The 18,434-nt window shown below is 72.3% G+C and carries 19 protein-coding genes; 6 read left to right on the top strand and 13 right to left on the bottom strand.

Annotation, left to right across the window (positions count from 1 at the left end; translation table 11 throughout):
- Positions 1-50: 50 nt before the first annotated feature.
- Entirely contained in the window at positions 51-911 is an 861-nt protein-coding gene (locus tag OQ02_RS15300) for an alpha/beta fold hydrolase (protein ID WP_033439087.1), read from the top strand.
- A gap of 9 nt (positions 912-920) precedes the next feature.
- Positions 921-1,802, top strand: coding sequence for an AraC family transcriptional regulator (locus OQ02_RS15295; RefSeq protein WP_231500045.1), 882 nt, complete (start codon positions 921-923; stop codon positions 1,800-1,802).
- Positions 1,803-1,863: 61 nt separating this feature from the next.
- On the opposite strand, the gene OQ02_RS15290 is transcribed toward OQ02_RS15295, so the two are convergent.
- The 5 genes from OQ02_RS15290 to OQ02_RS15270 all read right to left on the bottom strand — a co-directional run bounded on the left by OQ02_RS15290 (position 1,864) and on the right by OQ02_RS15270 (position 8,110).
- Positions 1,864-2,574 carry an alpha/beta hydrolase gene (locus OQ02_RS15290; protein ID WP_051772342.1) on the bottom strand — a complete coding sequence of 237 codons (711 nt, stop codon included), beginning with the start codon at positions 2,572-2,574 and terminating at the stop codon, positions 1,864-1,866.
- A gap of 28 nt (positions 2,575-2,602) precedes the next feature.
- Positions 2,603-3,133 carry an RICIN domain-containing protein gene (locus tag OQ02_RS15285; RefSeq protein ID WP_081915662.1) on the bottom strand — a complete coding sequence of 177 codons (531 nt, stop codon included), beginning with the start codon at positions 3,131-3,133 and terminating at the stop codon, positions 2,603-2,605.
- Positions 3,134-3,391: 258 nt separating this feature from the next.
- Complete coding sequence (locus OQ02_RS15280) at positions 3,392-4,207, bottom strand: alpha/beta fold hydrolase (protein ID WP_231500044.1); 816 nt, start codon at positions 4,205-4,207, stop codon at positions 3,392-3,394.
- A 118-nt stretch (positions 4,208-4,325) separates the two neighbouring features.
- Positions 4,326-7,016, bottom strand: a complete 2,691-nt coding sequence (locus tag OQ02_RS15275; protein WP_033439085.1) for a hypothetical protein — start codon at positions 7,014-7,016, stop codon at positions 4,326-4,328.
- A gap of 149 nt (positions 7,017-7,165) precedes the next feature.
- The gene (locus OQ02_RS15270; protein ID WP_033439084.1) at positions 7,166-8,110 is read right to left on the bottom strand and encodes a GlxA family transcriptional regulator; all 945 of its coding nucleotides are present in this window, start codon (positions 8,108-8,110) and stop codon (positions 7,166-7,168) included.
- A 71-nt stretch (positions 8,111-8,181) separates the two neighbouring features.
- Here OQ02_RS15270 and OQ02_RS15265 point away from each other — a divergent pair, with 71 nt between their 5' ends.
- The 3 genes from OQ02_RS15265 (at position 8,182) to OQ02_RS15255 (ending at position 10,339) form a co-directional block, all read left to right on the top strand.
- Positions 8,182-9,222 (top strand): saccharopine dehydrogenase NADP-binding domain-containing protein, encoded by a 1,041-nt coding sequence (locus OQ02_RS15265; RefSeq protein ID WP_051772341.1) that lies wholly within the window; start codon positions 8,182-8,184, stop codon positions 9,220-9,222.
- 10 nt (positions 9,223-9,232) lie between these two features.
- A complete protein-coding gene (locus OQ02_RS15260) occupies positions 9,233-9,592 on the top strand; it encodes an MmcQ/YjbR family DNA-binding protein (protein WP_033439258.1) in 360 nt (119 codons plus the stop codon).
- A gap of 114 nt (positions 9,593-9,706) precedes the next feature.
- Entirely contained in the window at positions 9,707-10,339 is a 633-nt protein-coding gene (locus OQ02_RS15255) for a dihydrofolate reductase family protein (protein ID WP_033439083.1), read from the top strand.
- A gap of 206 nt (positions 10,340-10,545) precedes the next feature.
- Here OQ02_RS15255 and OQ02_RS46685 read toward each other — a convergent pair whose 3' ends face one another.
- From OQ02_RS46685 to OQ02_RS40940, 8 genes are all read right to left on the bottom strand, one after another.
- A complete protein-coding gene (locus OQ02_RS46685) occupies positions 10,546-10,668 on the bottom strand; it encodes a hypothetical protein (RefSeq protein ID WP_269321618.1) in 123 nt (40 codons plus the stop codon).
- A gap of 5 nt (positions 10,669-10,673) precedes the next feature.
- On the bottom strand, positions 10,674-12,857 hold the full coding sequence (locus OQ02_RS15250) for a peptidase domain-containing ABC transporter (protein ID WP_197043349.1): 2,184 nt from the start codon (positions 12,855-12,857) through the stop codon (positions 10,674-10,676).
- A gap of 41 nt (positions 12,858-12,898) precedes the next feature.
- Entirely contained in the window at positions 12,899-13,111 is a 213-nt protein-coding gene (locus OQ02_RS15245; RefSeq protein WP_033439082.1) for a hypothetical protein, read from the bottom strand.
- Positions 13,111-13,590 (bottom strand): ArsR/SmtB family transcription factor, encoded by a 480-nt coding sequence (locus tag OQ02_RS15240; RefSeq protein ID WP_197043348.1) that lies wholly within the window; start codon positions 13,588-13,590, stop codon positions 13,111-13,113. The genes OQ02_RS15245 and OQ02_RS15240 overlap by 1 nt, the downstream gene beginning before the upstream one ends.
- A gap of 161 nt (positions 13,591-13,751) precedes the next feature.
- Positions 13,752-14,456, bottom strand: a complete 705-nt coding sequence (locus OQ02_RS15235; RefSeq protein ID WP_033439081.1) for a DUF169 domain-containing protein — start codon at positions 14,454-14,456, stop codon at positions 13,752-13,754.
- A gap of 326 nt (positions 14,457-14,782) precedes the next feature.
- Entirely contained in the window at positions 14,783-15,952 is a 1,170-nt protein-coding gene (locus OQ02_RS15230; RefSeq protein WP_197043347.1) for an FAD-dependent oxidoreductase, read from the bottom strand.
- Positions 15,953-15,978: 26 nt separating this feature from the next.
- Positions 15,979-16,530 (bottom strand): ester cyclase, encoded by a 552-nt coding sequence (locus OQ02_RS40945; protein WP_051772339.1) that lies wholly within the window; start codon positions 16,528-16,530, stop codon positions 15,979-15,981.
- Positions 16,527-17,141, bottom strand: a complete 615-nt coding sequence (locus tag OQ02_RS40940; RefSeq protein ID WP_197043346.1) for an ester cyclase — start codon at positions 17,139-17,141, stop codon at positions 16,527-16,529. Before OQ02_RS40940 ends, OQ02_RS40945 begins: the two co-directional genes overlap by 4 nt.
- A gap of 196 nt (positions 17,142-17,337) precedes the next feature.
- Between OQ02_RS40940 and OQ02_RS15215 the strand changes: the two genes are divergently transcribed.
- On the top strand, positions 17,338-18,291 hold the full coding sequence (locus tag OQ02_RS15215) for an alpha/beta fold hydrolase (RefSeq protein WP_033439079.1): 954 nt from the start codon (positions 17,338-17,340) through the stop codon (positions 18,289-18,291).
- Positions 18,292-18,434 lie beyond the last annotated feature (143 nt).

The raw sequence follows: 18,434 nt of genomic DNA, 5'->3' as shown, positions 1-18,434 counted from the left end.
GACGACATTCGTCCAAGACGGGTGGTCGGCGGCCGTGCAGCATCCCTCGCATGAGCGAGAACGGTGTTGAGCATCCACAGGAAGTGCAAGCGATGCGGGGGATGCACGTGGTGCGCGACGGTGCGCGGGAGGCGCCGCCGTTGTTGCTCATCCACGGATCGGGCGCCTCGGGTGCCTCGTGGAGCCCGGTGGTCGCGGCACTCGCCGGCCACCACCACGTCATCCGGGTCGACCTCCCGGGCTGCGGCCAGTCACCACCTCCACCGTCCTACGACGTGCCCGCGCAGGCGAGCCGGGTGGCGGCGGTGCTGGACGACCTCGGTCTGCGTGACGTCGCCGTCGTCGGGCACTCCAGCGGCGGCTACGTCGCCACCGCCCTCGCCGAGCAGCGCCCCGACCTGGTGGGGTCGGTCGCGTTGATCAGCAGCGGTCCGCACCTCGGTGCGCTGCTGCCCCAGCCGTTGATCCTCCGCGTCCTGCTCGGTCCGCCGTTCGGCCGGCTGATCTGGTCGAGGCGTTCGGATTCGGTGATCCGCAGGGGAATCCAGGCGACGGCCGCTCGCCCTGTGGAGGTCCCCGGCGACGCGGTCGCCGATTTCAGGCGCACCTCGTACGACGCGTTCAGGGCGTTGTCGCGCTGCAACGCCGCCTACCTCGCCGAGCGCAGCGTGCCCGATCGCCTTGCCGCTCTCGCGGTCCCGGTGCTGGTGGTGTTCGGTGCGGCCGATCCTCGCTGGGACCCGTCGTCGGCGCACGAGTACGAGGTGGTGCCGGGCGTGCGGATCGAGTTGTTGTCCGGTGTGGGGCACCTCCCGGTGTTCGAGGTGCCCGAGACGACCGGTGGACTGCTGTCGGGCTGGACTTCGCGGCAGCGGGCCGTCGGCACTCCGCACCGGACTCGCGATGCCTAGACTGGTCGTGTGCTGGTGACCGGGGCACCGCCGGACTGGACGACGGTGGACGTCGTGGTCCCGCGTCGGTCGCATCGGCTGCCGGGGATCAGCATGGCCGGGTTCCGCCGGCGTGTCCCCACTCCCGTGGGCATCGACATGGTCGCGCACCCGGCCGTCACCGTGCTGATCGACCTGAGCGAGGGCGAAGGCGTGGTGTGCGACAGCCGCGGTCGGTACGAGCGCGGCAGCGTGGTCATCGGGTTGGTGCCGGGCGATCTGCGGGCCGGTGGCCGCGTGGGTGAGTGCCTCCAGATCCGGCTGGACCCGGACGTGGCGGCGGCGGTGCTCGACGCCGCACCCGATCTCAGCGGGACGATGGCGTCCCTGGCGGACGTCTGGGGTCGCGGTGCCGGGCGGGTCGAGGACAGGTTGCGCGCCGCCGCGTCGTGGGAGGAGCGGTTCACGATCGCGGCGGAGGTCGTCGGCGAGCGGTTGTGCGCCCGTGCGCGGGTCGAGCCGGAGGTCGTCCACACGTGGCGGCGGATGCGCGCCAGTCGGGGGCGGGTTCACGTCGAAGGTCTGGCGGGCGAGGTCGGTTGGGACCGCAAGCGGTTGTGGTCCCGTTTCCGGGCGCAGTTGGGGATCGGTCCCAAGCGCGCTGCCCGGCTGGTGCGGTTCGATCACGCCGGCCGTCTCCTCGCGGCTGGTCACGCCGCCGCCGGTGTGGCGGTGGAGAGCGGTTATGTCGACCAGTCGCACCTGCACCGCGAGGTGAAGGCGTTCACCGGGCTCACGCCTTCGGGTGTGGCGGTCGCGCCGTGGCTGGCGATCGACGACGTCGCGTGGCCGGCGTCTTCGCCGACTCGTGGCCTTGCAACGGCGGGCCGGCACATCGTCGGGCGTCGTTGAGCTCCGGCACGGTCGAGGTCTCCCCGCTGCGAGGGGGAGACCTCGACCGCCGGGTGCGCGATCAGAAGTTCTTCTTGGCCACCGTCCAAGGCGCCTTGGAGGCCAGTCCGGACGGGTCGAGGATGTAGGTGCGGGCGGTCTGGTTGCCGTTGAGGACCATGTCGAGGAAGTGGACGAACGTGGTCACGCCGTCGGTCATCTGGTAGCCGGTGATGAAGCCGCCGTGCCCGGCCTGGGGGTGTTCGGCCAGGACGGTGGGAACGGTGGTCAGGTTGTAGTTGGCCCGGGTGTTCTCGTAGGCGATGTCGGAGGGGCCGCCGTCCATGTACAGCACGGGTGCGTGGAGCTTGCTCAACTCGGAGCGCGAGTAGCCGAAGGAGCCGTCGGCGAAGAGGCCGCTGTTCAGCGAGACGGTGGCGTCGACCCGGCGGTCCTGGGCGGCGATGAGGGCTTCCAGGCCGCCGCACGAGTGGCCTGCGGTGGTCACCCTGGTCAGGTCGAGCCGCTGGGACAGCGCTGCGCCGGAGCGGTTCTGCTCGCGTTCGGCCCAGGTGATCGCGTCGGTCAGCAGCGAGGGGATGGGGCTGCCGCTGGGCAGGCCGTTGGCGGACCCGTTGACCGAGCCGATGTCCACCACGACGAAGCCCTTCGACGCGACGGCGGTCAGCAGCTGGGTGACCTCGCTGTTGTTGGTGTGCGCGCAGGCGCCGTTGCCGAAGGCCACCACGGGCAGGGGGCGGCCGAGGGCCTGGGGGTCGGACGGGCGGAACACGGTGAAGCGGTTGTCGGCGTACGCGCCTTCACGGGTACTGGACGATGTTGCCGCCGTCGTTGGTGGCCGCGCCCTGGACTTCGACCGCCTTGTTGCTGTTGCGGTTGATCAGGCGGACGTGGCCGTTGTCGGAATCGGCGAGGCGGAACTGCTGGTTGGTGGTGTTGTTGTCGGCCCATTGGACGATCGGGCCGCCGTCGGCGGTGGAGTAGTTGTGGACGTCGAGCACCTTGCCCGAAAGCCGGGACTTCACGCGGTAGTAGCCGTTGCCCGAATCCACGAACTGCCACTGCTGGTTCGTGCCGTTGGTGCGGGTCCACTGGGTGATGCGTGCGCCGTCGTTCATGGCGAGGTTGTAGACGTCCAACGCCTTGCCGCTGTTGCGGTTGACCAGCGCGTACCACGCGTTGGTGTCGACGGTCGCCGCGGACGCGGGTGCCGCGGCGAACGCCGCCATCAGCCCGCCGAGCAGCACGGCGACGACGGCGGTGACACCGACCAAGCGACGCCGGCGGGCGTGGTGGACGGCGGTGGGCGGGTGGTGGCCTGGTCCGGCCATGGGTGTGCTCCTCTTCGTCGAGGTGGGGGCAGACCGCGGCACGGGCAACGTCCGAACGGCCGCTTGCGACGGACGCGATTACGTCCGCGTGGGCAATCCGGGGAATGCCGGTCGCATTCTTCAAACTGTGGTGGACGGATTTCGCGCGGTCAAGACGCGCCGAAAATGTTTCGCATCGGACGTGCGGGTGGGGCGGGCGGTGTGCTTTGTGGATTGCTAAAAGGATGCGCTGATTCTTTTAGCACGGGATGGCGGTCGTCAGCCGCGTCGACCGCCCAGGAACTCCACGACGGCCGAGGTGAAGTCGGGGTTGCCGAGCGTGGTGCCGTGGTCGCCGGCCACCACCAGCAGCCGGGCGTCGGGGAGGGCGTCGGCGAGGACGTGGGGGCGTCGGGCGAGTGGGTCGTCGTCGCCGGTGATCACCAGCGTGCGGGCGGTGACGGCGGTGAGGTCGATGCCGCCCTGGTGGGCGGAGCGGGCCTGCGCGGCCAGGGAGGGCAGGTCCGCTCCGACCACTTCGGCGAACGCGCGCAGACCGGCGACCTCGGGTGGCACGGGTGTCGGGCCGACGGCCAGGAGCGCTTCGGCCAAGACGTCGTTGGGCAGCACGCGGGTGTCGACGCCGCCGACCTCGACGGTCCCGGCGCCGACGCCGCTGACGACGAGCCTGCGCACGTCGGGCCGGGCCGCGGCGGTGAGCAGGGCGATGATCGCTCCCATCGAGTAGCCGACGAGGTCCACCGAGGGCACGTCGAGGGTGTCGATGATCGCGCACAGGTCGCGGACCATGCGGGGTTCGCCGTAACGCGCCGGGTCGGCCGACTTCCCCGACCGCCCGTGACCGCGCGCGTCGACGCCGACGACGCTCCGCCCGTCGGCGGTGAGGGCCGCCACCACGCCGGGATCGACCCACTCGACCATCGCGTGGGCGGCGAAACCGTGCTGCAGCACCACGGGAACGGGGTGCGGCTCGGTCCCGGCGTCCGGTTCCCAGCGGTAGTGGGCGATCTCGGTGCCGTCGTCCGCCACCAGCATGGAGGCCCGTGGTGCGACGGCGGCAGCGAAATCGGCCATGGGGGTTGTCTCCGAGGGTGTGGTGGTGCGGCGGCGGAAGGTGTCGGCGTTGACCGTGTCGAGGGGATCGTGTGGAGGGAACCTTGGGGCGGCGGGTGCGGATCGGTGGGTCCGCCTGTCACCGCCCGCTTGCTGCGGTGTCGGTGATCGTGCCGAAGATCGGGACAGCGATCTGGCCCGGTGTGCGCGTCGCAAGGTCGAAGCGGATGTGCTCGACGGGTTCGGTTTCCGCGTCGGTGACCGTCAGGACGGAGACGTCCTTGTTCACCTCGCCGCGTTGGAAGTACGCGATCACCTCCAACCCGGTGCTCGACAGCGGCCGTGACGGCAGCGGGTCCTCCTGGAAGACGCGCTGGCGGAACCACACCTCGTCGACGTCGGTGGTGGACAGCTCGGCCTCTCCGGGTGCCATGGGCTTGCCCGCGACGGTGATGTTCGAGTCGGCCGGCGAGGACAGCGTCACCCGCCAGGTCAGGGTGCCGCCCTCGGTGACCGCGTCGGTGACGGGGGTGGCGGTGATGGTCGGGAGCGGGTCGTCGTTCGGCACGGTCAACCTGTCGGTGTAGTGGCCGACGACCGCGCCCCGCACGGCTTTGGCCAGCACGACGCGCTTCGCGCCGAGGCTCCAGCGGGTGTTGCCGGTGACCTGCACCGGGATCTCGACGAGGTGCTGTCCGGGTTCGATCGCCACGAGTTCGTGGGTGTACGCGCGGCCGTCCTCGTCCTGGACGAACACCCGCACCGAACCCGCGCCGTCGCCGGTGACCGAGACGGGGAACCGGATGGTCTGCGTGCCGGAGTCGCCTTCCGCGACGGTGAGCGCCCCGACGTCGACGCGCGGCAGGGCCACCGGGCGGGCGAGGGGCAGTCCGGGCGCGCGGCCGTGGGCGTCGATGAGCCACGCCTGTCCGGAGCCGCCGTGGGGTACGAGTTCGAGTTCGGTGATGTGGCGCAGGTCGAGCCCGCGGGGCGGCAGCGGCACGCGGACTTCCTGCGCCCAGTTGGCGGACAGCCGTTCGGTGGCGGGCAGTCCGTCCAGCGTCACCGTGCCCAGCTGCGCGCGTCGCCCGGCCGCGTCGGTGACGGCCACGGTGAAGCGGTTGGCGGTGGTGTTCGGCGGCACGGCCAGCCTCAGCGCCAGGTGTCGTGCCCCGGCCAGGGACATCGGCGTGCCGGGGCGCACGGTGGCGGCCTGCCCGTCGGCGGTCCACCGCAGCGCCACGGCGAACCGGCCGGGTTCCGCGACCATCCGGTTGAACCGGGTGAAGTGCGGCGACGGGCGGCTGACGGCCGGGTCGACACACGCCGCGGCCGGGTCGGCCGAGACCTGCGCGCACACCCGTGCGGACCCGGTCGCCGAGGTCGTCTCGTCGGGTACGACGAGGGGGGAGCGCGCGCCGCCGACGGCGTTGGCGAGCACCCGTGCGGGGTCGGCGGAGGGTGCGCGGACGCCCGATCCGTCCAGCAGCGGCAGCACCCGCTGGTCGCCCGCGACGAACAGGCGTGCCGCGGCGGCGATGTAGGTGGCGCCGGCGGTCTGCTGCTGCACGGCCGTGAGCCGGGTGGCGGTGCCCGGTGAGCACACCGCGTCGACCAAGGTGTCGCGGAAGTCGTCTTGGGCCGGTGCTTCCGCCTGTCCGGGCGTCCACTCGGTGTTGAAGAAGTTGTGGTTGGCGCCGACGAAGTACAGGGCGCTGTGCAGCGCGGTTCCCCGGCCGACCCCGCGGGTCGCGTCCACGAACAGCTGACCTTGCAGGTCGGACACGTCGCCGTCGCAGCCGGGCAGGATCGTCGCGGACGGCACGTCGGGCGCGGGGTTGTGCCCGAAGATCGTCGGGCCGATGAGCAGGGTGCCCTTGACGGTCCAGCGCGCCGGGCCGTCGCCCGGTGCGGGGGAGAGGCTGTCGATCGCGGCGCGGTTGACGCCCTCGCCTCCCCGGGAGTGCCCGACCAGCAGCACCTTCCCCAGGTCGGCGACGGGCGCGGCGCGGACCACGTCGGGTGCGGAATCGCGGCCGGTACCGGCCCAGTTGGCCCACTTGGCCAGGTGGGCGCGGACGAGCGCCGACCGCGCCCCCGCGCCGGATTCGAAGTCGAGCGTGTCGTGGGCGTTGACCGCGTTGGCCGACACCGACACCGTCACGTAGCCCTGGGAGGCGAGCAGCCGCTGGGCCTGGAGGTAGCCGCGGTGGCTCGGCACCGGCTTGGCGTTCACCGGGCAGGGCCACTCCAGCAGCATCACGGTGCCGTCGTAGCAGGTGATGTGCCTGCCGTGCAGGAAGAGCGCGAGGGGGCGCGTGCCCGGTGCGTCGGTCGGCGCGACGACGACGGCCGTCATCTCCAGCGGCACGGGGTAGCCGGGTACGGCGATCGGGTCGAGGTCGTACTCCCCGGTGCGGGTGGCGAACGGGCCGGGGGTGCCGGGGTCGACGTCACCCGCGGGTAGCGGCGCGGTCGGTGTCACGTTGGCCGTGGTCGACGGGGGTTCGGGTTCGGCGGCGTCCAACCGCCGGCCCGAGACCCGCACCTGCAATCCGTCGGCCTCACCGACCCCTGCCGCGTCGAGGGTGTAGGTGCGCAGGTCGGCGGACGGGCGCGGCACGCCCAGCAGCCGGTCGCCGTCCCAGAACTCGACCGCCGCGCCGCCCGGTGGGACCGGCGCGGGCGCCGTCCACGCCAGCCGCTCGCCGGTGATCGCCCATCCCGGCGGCGGCGAGTCCGGCGCTGGTCGGGCCTGTGCGGTGGCCGTGATCGGTGTGGCGAGAGCAGCCGTCAGCAACACGGGTAACAACAGTCCGATCGAGCGCATGTGCGATCCCCTCCCGAATCGAACGGCGACCGACCAGTTCTAGCGGTGTCGAACACCGCGCCACAAGCATCGCGAAACTGTTGCGGGCGGTCGATCGCCGACGACTGTCCGATGTGGACGGTGTGGCGGGCGGTGGTCGCGCGGCGGTGTCACTCCAGGCGGAACGTCGCCCGGTAGGCCGTCGGGGTGACGCCGAGGACGCGGTGGAAGTGGCGGCGCAGGGTGGTGGCGGTCCCCATGCCGCAGCTGGTCGCGACGTGGTCGATCGAGGCGTCGGTGCGTTCGAGGAGTTCCTGGGCGCGGGCGATCCGCTGGTGGTGCAGCCAGTCGAGCGGCCCGGCCTGGAGCTCCGCCCGCATCCGGCGGGCGAGCTGGCGGGTGCTGAGGTTGGCGTGCGCGGCGAGGTCGCGCACGGTCAGGGGCCGGTCGAGGCGGGCGCGCGCCCACTCCAGGGTGGGCGCCAGGCCGTCCGGGTTGCGCGGCTCGGCGGGCGGGGCGATGAACTGCGCTTGGCCGCCGCTGCGGTGGGCGGGCACGACGAGCCGCCTCGCGATGCCGTTGGCGGCGGCGGCGCCGAGGTCGCGGCGCACCAGGTGGAGGCAGAGGTCGAGGGCAGCGGTCTTGCCGGCGGAGGTGAGCACGTCGCCCTCGTCGACGTAGAGCACGTCGGGCCGGACGTCGACCTGCGGGTAGCGGCGGGCGAGGTCGTCGGCGTGCATCCAGTGCGTGGTCGCGGCCCGGCCGTCGAGCACTCCGGCCGCCGCCAGGACGAACGCGCCGGTGCACAGGGAGGCGATGCGGGCGCCGCGGGCGTGGGCGGCGCGCAGCGCGTCGACGAGGGCGGGGTCGGGGTTGTCGTCGAGGTCGTCGGACGATGGCACGACGACGGTGTCGACGTGGGCGATCCCGGCGTACGACGTGGTCGGCAGGTGCGGCAGCCAGGGGTGCGGTGCGCCGTCGGCGGTGCAGACCACGAGGTCGTACCACTTGCCGGTGGGGGACAGCTCCGAGCGGTCGACGCCGAAGACCTCGGAGGCGATCGCGATCTCGTAGAGCATCGCGGAGCCGTGCACGGCGAGGGCGACCCTGGGCACGTCTCATAGTGTACGACCAGCGTCGTTCCAGACACTCGTGCCGGACCGGTGTCGCGCCCGACGATGGTGTCGTGAACGCAACCGATCGAGTCCTCGTCTACGGCGCCACCGGTCACACAGGGCGCTTCGTCGTCGACGAGCTGCTGCGGCGGGACCTCGTTCCCGTGCTGGCCGGCCGCAGCGCCGAGCGCCTGGCCGCCGTCCCGCCCCGACACGCCGCCCTCGAACGCCGGGTGGTGGGCATCGAGGAGCCCGACGTGCTCCGGCGGGCGGTGGCCGGCACCGGCGCGGTCGTCAACTGCGCCGGGCCGTTCCTCGACACCGCGCTCCCGCTCGCCCACGCCGCGGTCGGGGCCGGTGCCCACTACCTCGACGTCACCGCCGAGCAGCCGGTCGTGGCGGCGCTCTACCGCGAGCTCGACGCACCCGCTCGGGCCGCGGGCGTCGCCGTCGTCCCCGCCATGGCCTTCTACGGCGGTCTCGCCGACCTGCTGGTCACGGCCGCGCTCGGCGGTGGTTCGCGAGCAGACGAGGTCGAGGTCGCGATCGGCCTGGACCGCTGGTGGCCGACCGCGGGCACCCGGGCCACCGGGACGCGCAACACCGCGACCCGCCAGGTGATCCGCGGCGGCGCGCTGACCGCGTTGGAGAGCCCCGCACCGTCCCGCACCTGGTCCTACCCGTCGCCGCTCGGTGACCAGCCGGTCGTGCAGCTGCCGTTCTCCGAGGTGATCACGATCGACCGCCACCTCGACGTGGGCGAGCTGCGGTCGTACCTGAACACCGCCGCGCTGGACGACCTGCGTGACGCCGCCACGCCGGCGCCGGCCTCGACCGACGAGCACGGGCGATCGGCACAGCGGTTCGTGGTGGACGTGGTGGTGCGGCGCGGCGGGGACGCGCTGCGGATGACGGCGACCGGGCGAGACATCTACGCCGTCTCCGCGCCGATCGTCGTGGAAGGCGCCGTCCGGCTCCTGGGGGGACGTCACCGGACCGTGGGTGCCGCGGCGCCCGGCGAGGCGTTCGACGCCGCCGACGTCCTTGCCACACTGGAGCGGGACGCCGGTGCCGTCGCGGTCAGGTCCGGGGCGGCGCGCGTCCTCGGGTGAGGGGTGGGTCATGGCGGTGGTGGAGGACGTTCGCGCACTGGGCTCGGAACTGGAGCGCTCCTACCCGGTCTACGTGCGCGGCCGGTTGAAGTTCCGGGTCAAGCAGATCGTCTACGTCGCGTTCTCCCTCGACGAGGCGGTGATGGGGTTCGCGTTCCCGAAGGAGGAGCGCGCCGCGCTCGTCGCCGGCGAGCCGGGGAAGTTCCGGCTGCCGGCGGAGTCGGACATGCGGTTCAACTGGGTCGGCGCGGAACTCGCGGCGCTGGACCCGGCCGAGGCCCGCGAGTTCGTCGTGGACGCGTGGCGGATGGTGGTGCCCCGGAAGCTGTCCCTCGCCTACGACCTCGCCCATCCCGGTGGTCCGGGGTGACGGTGCCCGCACCGGGTCGACATCCGGGCGGCGGTGTCGGATCGGGGCGGTCGTGTTCGTAGCAGTGGTGAGGCCGCCCGCGAGGGGCCGGCACCGAGCAGGGGACGCGCGAACATGAAGCTGACGACCATGACCCAGGTGACCGTCGACGGGGTGATGCAGGGCAACGGTGCCGCGTCGGACGACCGCCGGGGCGGGTTCGAGCGCGGCGGGTGGGCCAGGGGCAAGGGCGACGACGAGACCCGCGCGTCGATCAACGAGACCTACCGGCGTGCCGACGCGTTCCTGTTCGGCCGGCGCACCTACGAGCTGTTCGCCGGTTCGTGGGGGACCTTGGCGGCCCGGGACGTGCCCGGCTGGGAGCCCGTCCTGCAGGCGTTGAACGCGCGGCCCAAGTACGTGGCGTCGACGACGCTCACCGATCCGGCGTGGTCGGGCACGACCGTCCTGTCCGGTGACCTCGTGTCCGCCGTCCGGGAGCTGAAGGCCGAGCCGGGCGGTGAGGTGCAGGTGCACGGCAGCGGCGCCCTGATCCGGTGGCTGCTGGAGCACGACCTGGTCGACGAGCTGACCCTGGTCGTGATCCCGGTGGTCGTCGGCCAGGGGGCGCGGTTGTTCCCGGCGGCCGGCCCGGACCTCGCGCTCGACCTGGTCGGGTCGCGGGTCGACTCGAAGGGCGTGGCGATCCAGGTCTACCGGCCCGCCGGGCGCCCGCGGTACGCGCCGACCGGAGCACCCGTCCGGTGACTGCGGTGCGTTGACGCCACCGGGGACGGGCTCCCGGTGCGGTACCCGGAAATCCGGAGGTCGAGGTGGGGCCGGGTAGCTGGAAGGATGAGCCGAGGGCCGGCCTCGCCGGTCCCGTCAGGGCCGGGGTGTGAGCGGGCCAGGGTCAAGCTGGCCCGCTCACACCCCGGTTGGTGTCCCGACCACCTGCACGGGGTCGGTCCGGGTCACACGGTGGCGCTGCACACGCAGACGCCGTCCGGGGACGACGCGCAGGTGCTGGGGTCGCTGCCCTGGCCGCCGACGACGGTGTCGAGTTCGGCGTCGGTCAGTTCGAGGATCTGCTCCATGGGGTTCACCTCCTTCCGTTGCCGTGTTCGGCCCCCGCGGTCGCGGGGGAGGTCGGGGTGGGCGCGGGCTGGTCGAGCTGGGCGGTGACCAGCGCGGTGTAGTGCCCGTCGCGGGTGATCAGGTCGTCGTGCGTGCCGGTCTCGACCAGGCGTCCGTCGTGCAGGACGAGGATCTGGTCGGCGTCGCGGACCGTGCTCAGCCGGTGGGCGATCACGATCTGGGTGCACCGCTGGTCGGCGAGGTTGCGGTGGACTTCGGCCTCGGTGACGGCGTCGAGGTGGCTGGTGGCCTCGTCCAGCAGCAGCACGGCGGGGCGGCGGACGAGCGCGCGGGCCAGGGCGAGGCGTTGGCGTTGGCCACCGGACAGGCCGGTGCCGCGTTGGGCCAGGCGGGTGCCGTAGGCCCGGGGCATGGCGGCGATCTCGTCGTGCAGGCCGGCCAGGCGCGCGGCGCGGACGATCTCGTCGTCGGGGATCGTCGGGTCGTGCAGGGTGATGTTGTCGCGGATGGTGCCGCTGAACACGAACGGTTCCTGGAGCACCACGCCGACCTGGCCGCGCAACGCGGCGGGATCGACGGTGTCCGCGGCGTGACCGTCGAAGCGGATCGTGCCGGAGGTCGGCGGGTACAGGCCCAGCAGCAGCATGCCCAGCGTGGTCTTGCCCGATCCGGTGGCGCCGACGACGGCGACGCGCTGGCCGGGTCGGACGTGGGCGGTGACCTCGTGCAGGACCGCGGGGGTGTACGGGTCGTACTCGAAGCAGACCCGGTCCAAGTCGATGGCGCCGCGCAGCCGCAGCGCCACGGGTTCGGCGGGCCGCGGCTCGGCGGGGGTGTCCAGGACGTCGGCGAGGCGCTGGAGCTGGGCGCCGGCCAGTTGCAGTCGTTGGCCGTTGACCGCGACGGACGCCAGCGGGGTGAGGATCGCCGAGGCCAGCCAGGTGACCGCGAGCATGGTGCCGGGCGACATGGTGCCGTCGAGGACGCGGGTCAGGCACAGCCACAGCACCACCAGCGGGGTCAGGAAGCGCAGTGCGGCGGTGGTGGCGTCGACCGCGGCGGCGAGGTAGCCGCGCCGCAGGGTGACCGCGGTCCAGTCGAACAGCAGCGTCGCCAGCCGTCCCATGGCGCGGTCCTCGGCGGCGGCGGCTTTGACCGCGGTCATGCCTTCGAGCATCTCCACCAGGTAGCCCTGCGCCTCGGACTGGGTGGCCAGGTCCAGCGCCATGCGCTCGCGGACGGCGCGGGTCGTGGCCCACAGCAGCCCGATCATCGCGACGGCCACCGCCAGCACCGTCAGCGCGACGGTGAGGTCGACGAAGAACAGCAGGCCGAGGTAGGTCAGCACCAGCACGGCGTCCAGCAGCGAGCCGAGGGTCTGCCCGGTCATCAGCTCGCGCAGCAGGGCGATGCTGCCGAAGCGGGTCACCAGGTCGCCGGTGCTGCGCTGTTCGAAGAACCGCAGCGGCAGGCGCAGCAGGTGCGCGCCGAACCCGAGCAGGGCCTGCGCGTCGAGCCTGCCCTGCAACCCGACCAGCAGTGCCGCCCGCAGCAGGCCGGTGAGCAGTTGCGCCACGGCCGCGACGAGCACGCCCACGCCCAGCAGGGTCATCAGCGAGGAGGCGTGCAGCGCGGCGGTCTCGTCCACGACGATCTTGGTGGCCAGCGGCATCGCGACCACCAGGGCCTGCGCGACCAGGCTGACCAGCAGCACCTGCGCCAGCAGCCCGCGCGTGCCCGGCAGTGCGAGCAGCGAGCGCAGGTAGCGGCGCCAGAACGGCTCCCGGCGCTGCCGCACCGGTGTCGTGCCGTCGGCCGGGCGGACGCCGAGCACCACCCGGCCCAGCCCGGCGGTGAACTCCGACAGCGGCAGCCGGCGTCGTCCCAGGCGGGGGTCGACCAGGTCGACGCCGCGATCGGAAACCCGTTCCACCACGACGAAGTGGTCGTCCTGCCAGTGCGCGATCACCGGCAGCGGCACCTGCGCGAACACGGCCGGTGTGGCGCGGTACCCGGTGGCCTGCAGGCCCAACTGCCTGGCGGCGCGGACCAGCCCGCCCGCGCTGGTGCCGTCACGGCCCACCGGGCACAGCCGGCGCACCTCCTGCGGGGAGATGCCGTGGCCGTGGTAATTGAGCACCATCGTCAGGCACGCCACGCCGCACTCGGCCCGGCTCGCCTGCAGCACCACCGGCACCCTGCTCCGTCGACGCCACCCGAGGCCGGCCATCACAGGACCGCCCCGATGGCCACGGCGACGCCCACCAGCGCCGACAGCACCACTGCGAGGGCCAGCCACGTCCAACGCACCACCGCGGGACGAGCCTGCGGGGGAAGCAACTCGCGCTCCCGACCGCCGAACCGGCGGGTGACCTCGTCGCCGAACAACCGCCGCCCGTCGGCGTCGTCCGGTAACGCGGCCGGGTGCCCGGTCGAGGCCATCACAGGTCCTCGGTCGAGTCGACCGGCGGATCGCACTGCGCCTGCGGCGACAGCGGCTGCGGTGGCACCCCGTCGAGGTCGATCACCGTTCCCAGCCGGCGCATCGCGTCGCGGTCCACCGAGTAGTACGCCCAGCTGCCGCGCTGCTGACGGTGCAGCAGGCCGGCGCCGACGAGCTGCTTGAGGTGGTGGCTGATGGTGGACTGGGGCATGCCCATGGCGACCTGGATGTCGTAGACGCAGGCGGCGAACGGGCTGGACACCAGCAGGTTCATCAGCTGCACCCGGGTGGGGTGCGCCAGCGCCTTGAACACCACCGACAGGTCGTGGGCCTGGTCGTGCGACAACCGCGGCGTGGTCAGCGGAACGCTGCAGTGCGGTGCGCCCAGCCCGGCGCTGTCCGCGCCGACGTCCGCGCCGGTTTCCACGCCGCTGTCCGCGCCGCTGCCCACGCCGATGACCCGGCCAGAGGTTGCCACAGCCCGTGACCTCCACATCACATCGAATATCCTCGATCCAGTACGGATCGAACCTTCTCGATGTGACTCAGCGTAGGACGGGGGTGGGGAGCCGCGCAATCCCCTGTCACCGCCGACTGGTCAAGAGCCAGGTGGCAGGGGACCGCGTGGTGCGGCGGTTCCTAGGCGAACTGGGCGAGCTTGCCCTCGTAGAACGACTTCATGCCGGCGTTGGCCGCGACGGTCACCTTCAACGCCTCGACGAACCCGGCCACCTCGGCGCCGGGAACGACCGCGAGCATCCGGTCGGCCGCGATGCCGGTGAACGTGCGCATGCCGATGCACCCCAACGCCATGCGCGGCTGCCCGGTGTCCATCGCCAGCGCCAACGCGCTGCACGCCGGACGCCCGGTGACCCGACCGCCGTCCGAGGTCCAGTTCGCGGTGCCCGCCGCCTCGTTGTAGATCATGGCCTGGGCCGGGGTCAGCCACAGCAGCACCACGTCCGGCTCGACCGGCAGGTCGGCCAGCGGCCCGTAGACCACACCCGCGCCCGCCTTGCCCACCGACGGGATCTTCGCCACCTCCGCCATCTCCAGGTACTGCGCGTCGCACATCGACTGCACCAGACCGCCCAATTCGGCGCCGACGTCCTCCGGCAGGTCGAAGCCCATCACCATGGAGCCGACGGGGCAGTTGAAGTGCTCCGCGGCCTCGGCGTAGAAGACGCCCTTCTCCGCCACGCGCCACAACGCGCAGCTGGACGGCACCGGCCGACCGGTCTCGGCGACCCCGTCCGGACGCGCGTCCACCTTCGACAGCGCGACCGGCGGGAGGTCGAGCGACAGCAGATCGGTCAGGGCGGTGGCCAGTTCGGGATGATTCATGTGGTCGTTCCTTCTTCCTTCTGATTCCACTTCACGACACGGCATTGCGCCGACTGGTAATTGCGCACAAGATGCCCCGATCGGCGCACCCCGGAACCGCAGTCTGGACCAGTTGGATACGCCGACGAACCCCGCAGACGGGTACGATTGCCGGCGCGGCGGATGGACGCGTCGTGGTCACCCAAGGTGGAATCGGACGCGGCGGTGGTACATCGGGGTGAAGAATCCGCGTCCGCCGAAGGTGTGAAGTAGAGGACGTCACGGACCGTGATGCCGCGCGACGCCGATGTCGACCGGGCGGCCCGGAACCGTGGTGGCCAGACCCGTCAGGAGCCCCCGTCCCGCTCCGGAACGCTGTCCCGGACGCGTCGACCCGTCAGGTGTGCTCCGGCGAACTCGGGGATCGGCTTCGCCGAGCCGGTGAAGAAGAACGTGATCGCCCTGTCCGGCATGAGGGACAGCATGCCGTTGCGCAGCGGGTCGGGGATGGAGCGCTGGCGCAGCAGCGTGATCGAACGCTTGAACACCGTGGTGACACGCCGGAACCGGTCGCGCTCGTACTGGCGGAGCGCGGCCACCGGGTCGGTGGCGTCGCGCAGCCGGGCGGCGAGCACCGCGGCGCTCTCGATCGCCATGCACGCGCCCTGCCCGACGGTGGGCAGCAACGGGTGCGCGGCGTCGCCGAGCAGCGTGATCCGACCGGCGCCCCAGCCGCGCACCGGCGCCCGGGTGTAGACCCGGTCCTTGGCCAGTTGGTCCTCCGGGGTCGCGGCGATCATCCGGTTGACGATCTCCGGCCAGCCCTGGGTCTCCGGCCGGGTGTCGATCGGACCGTCCACGAACCAGTAGGTGCGGCCACCGGTGAGCGGCAGCATCCCCGCCGCGCCGCCCATGCCGAACATGAACTCCGGGCCGGTGCCGTCCCAGATGTCGGTCTGGTGGGCCACTCCCTGCCACCCGGTGTGCGGTTTGCCCAGCCGGTCGACCGAACCCGGCGGGCGCAGCGCGCGGCGCACCGCCGAACCGACCCCGTCCGCGCCGACGACGACGTCGGCCCGCAGGGTCTCGCCACCGGCGAGGGTGACCGTCCCGTCGGGCGTCGCGCCGATGACCTCCTGGCCGTAGCGGATGTCCGCTCCGGACAGCTCCACGAGCGCCGACATGAGTTCTGTGCGCACCACGCCCAGGCCGGTGACCCCGTAGTGCTCGGTCAGCGGACGCAGGTCGACCCGCCCGTACCAGCGGCGGTCCAACGAGCCCATCAGCGCGTGGTGCACCGGCCGGCCGAGCGCGAGGACCGCGTCGTACATTTCGGCGTCCCCACTGGCGAGCAGGCCGAGCATGGCGTTGGGCCAGATCGCCAGCGCCGCGCCCCGACCGCGCCCCGGTGGCGTCTTCTCCAGCACGGTGACCCGGGCGCCCTGCCTGGTCAGCATGCCGGCGAGGCTGATACCGCCGACCCCTCCGCCGGCGATGATCACCGAGAGTCCCGTCACGCCGGTCCCCTTCCTCTCGTTCGCGGTCACCTGCCGGTGGCCTTGCGGTGCTTGCGATCGAGCCGGTACAGCCGGACCGCGCCGCGCACCGAGTGCGCGAGCTGGCCGAGCGGGCCGGTGCCGAGCGGTGGCACGACGCCCAGCTGGGTGAGCATGCCGAGGTAGTCGGCCTCCTGCCGGAACTCGACCACGCGCCCCGCGTCGTCGAACGTGACGGTGCCCAGCTCGGTGATCGACACCTTCCGGCCGGTGGGGGGAATGCCGAGCAGCGGGCCGGTCTGGTGGCCGGTGAACGTGGCGTGGACGACGGCCGTGTTGCCGTCCACGAAGATGTCCTTCAGGTCGAGGACGACGTCCGGCTTGGCGTTCATCACCATGGTCACGGTGTCCAGGAACGCGTGCCGGTCCATCACCGGGCGGCCGGGGAGGTAGCACCGGCAGTCCGGGGCGAACCACGGCAGGGCCACCGAGTTGTCCGACAGGAACGTGACCTCGTTGAGCCGCAACGCGTACTCGGCGGTCAGGGTGAACTTCTCCGCGGGGTCGTGCGGGCTCGGCGCGTCGACGGTGGTGGTCATGAGGTCGCCACCTTCCGGCGGTCGAGCTGCGCCCGCACCGCGAGCCGGCCGAATCGCCCGACCGTCCGGACCGTGTGGAGCACCGATCCGAGCGGCCCGACGCCGTCCGGCGGGGTCAGCCCGAGCTGTCCCATCACGCCGAGCAGGTCGGCCTGCTGAACCAGTTCGACGACCGCGTCGCGCTCGAAGCGGAGGTAGACCATCTCGGAGAGGACCACGGTGGTGCCGGTCGGGGGAATGCCGAGAAACGGACCACGGTGCGTCCCGGTCAGCTCCGAACGCACCAGCGCCCGGTCACCGCAGCCGAACACCTGGTGCGTGACGCGACGCAGGTCCGGCAGCGCGGTGAACATTCCTTCGGCGAAGGCCTTGAACCCCGCGGAACCGGTGACGGCGGACCGGGCCGGCACGGCGAGCTGCGACACGGCGTTCCGGTCGACGTGCCGGTCGAGCACGTCGAAGCGGCGCTCGTCCCACAGCGCGCCGAACATGTCCGCGGCGATGCTCTTGACGTCCGCGCACGTCGGATCAGCGGCGCCGGCGCCGTCGTCGTCCGCGATCCGTCTCCGGTCGTCCTGCCTGATGTGACCGGTTCCCTGCCCTGAGCTCATGACCATCCCGTCCGGCGGTTCCGTGAATACACGCAGTAAATGCTACTGGCCGACAACTCCAGGAATCGCGTTCGGCGGTGTTCCGAAATTGACAGGAAGATGTCACCGGTGGTGTACGGCGAACGCTTTGCCGATGCTCCGTTATTTGCAGGAAGATGTCAGTGGGGGCTCGTCCGCCGGTGCTACGTTTTCGGCCGTGACCTCTTTCACCAATCGCGAAGTCGATGCCGGTGGTCTTCGCACGCACATCGCGGAGCAGGGCGTCGGCGAACTGGTGCTGCTCCTGCACGGCTTCCCGGAGACGTCCTACAGCTGGCGCCACCAGTTCGACGAACTCGCCGGCGCGGGCTACCGGGTGGTGGCGCCCGACCTGCGCGGCTTCGGCCGCACCGAGCGACCCGCCGACGTCGGCCGGTACACGATGCTCGAACTGGTCGGCGACGTGGTCGCGCTGATCGACGCGCTCGGCGAGCGGCAGGCCGTGGTCGTCGGTCACGACATGGGCGCCGTTCTCGCCTGGTACACGGCGTTGCTGCGGCCGGACCGGGTTCGCGCGGTGGGCGGGATCGGTGTGCTGCCCTGGCCTGCGGCGGCGCCGTCGCCGCTGACGGTGTTCCGGCAGATGTTCGGCGACGGCTTCTACCACCTGTACTTCCAGCAGCCCGGGGTGGCCGACGCCGAGCTGGCGCACGACCCGACGCGGACGCTGCGGCAGATGCTGTACTCCGGGTCGGCGGACGGCCCGCGCGCACCGCTGGTCGTGCCGCCCGGTGGCGGGTTCCTCGACACCGGGACCGATCCCGAGGTGCTGCCGCCGTGGCTCACCGAGGCCGACGTCGCCGCCTACGTCGCGGACTTCGCCGTCACCGGGTTCACCGGCGGCCTCAACTGGTACCGCAACCTCGACCGCAACCAGGAGCTGCTCAAACCGTGGCGCGGGGCGACGATCACGCCGCCCTCGCTGTACGTCGGCGGCGAGCTGGACCCGGTGGTCGACTTCGCCAGGGCGGCCGATCTGCGCGACCAGCCGGGCGGGATGCTGCCGAACCTCCGCTCGATCGTGAAGATCCCGCACTGCGGTCACTGGACCCAGCAGGAACGGCCGGCCGAGGTCAACGCCGCCCTGATCGAGTTCCTGAAGTCCCTGTAGCACCAGTCAGTCGCCGTTGCCGGACCCGTCGGATGCCATTGGGGCATCCGCGGGTCCGCACGGCTGTTCCCAGGCGGTGACGACCGGGCAGCGGGACCGGGGACTTCTCCGCCGGCGAACTGTATCCGGGCCGTTCGCGACCG

Source organism: Saccharothrix sp. NRRL B-16314 (assembly GCF_000716595.1).
In the GTDB taxonomy this organism is placed as follows: domain Bacteria; phylum Actinomycetota; class Actinomycetes; order Mycobacteriales; family Pseudonocardiaceae; genus Actinosynnema.
The sequence above is the reverse complement of the archived record's forward strand: the minus strand, read 5'-3'. Positions and strand labels throughout refer to the sequence as shown.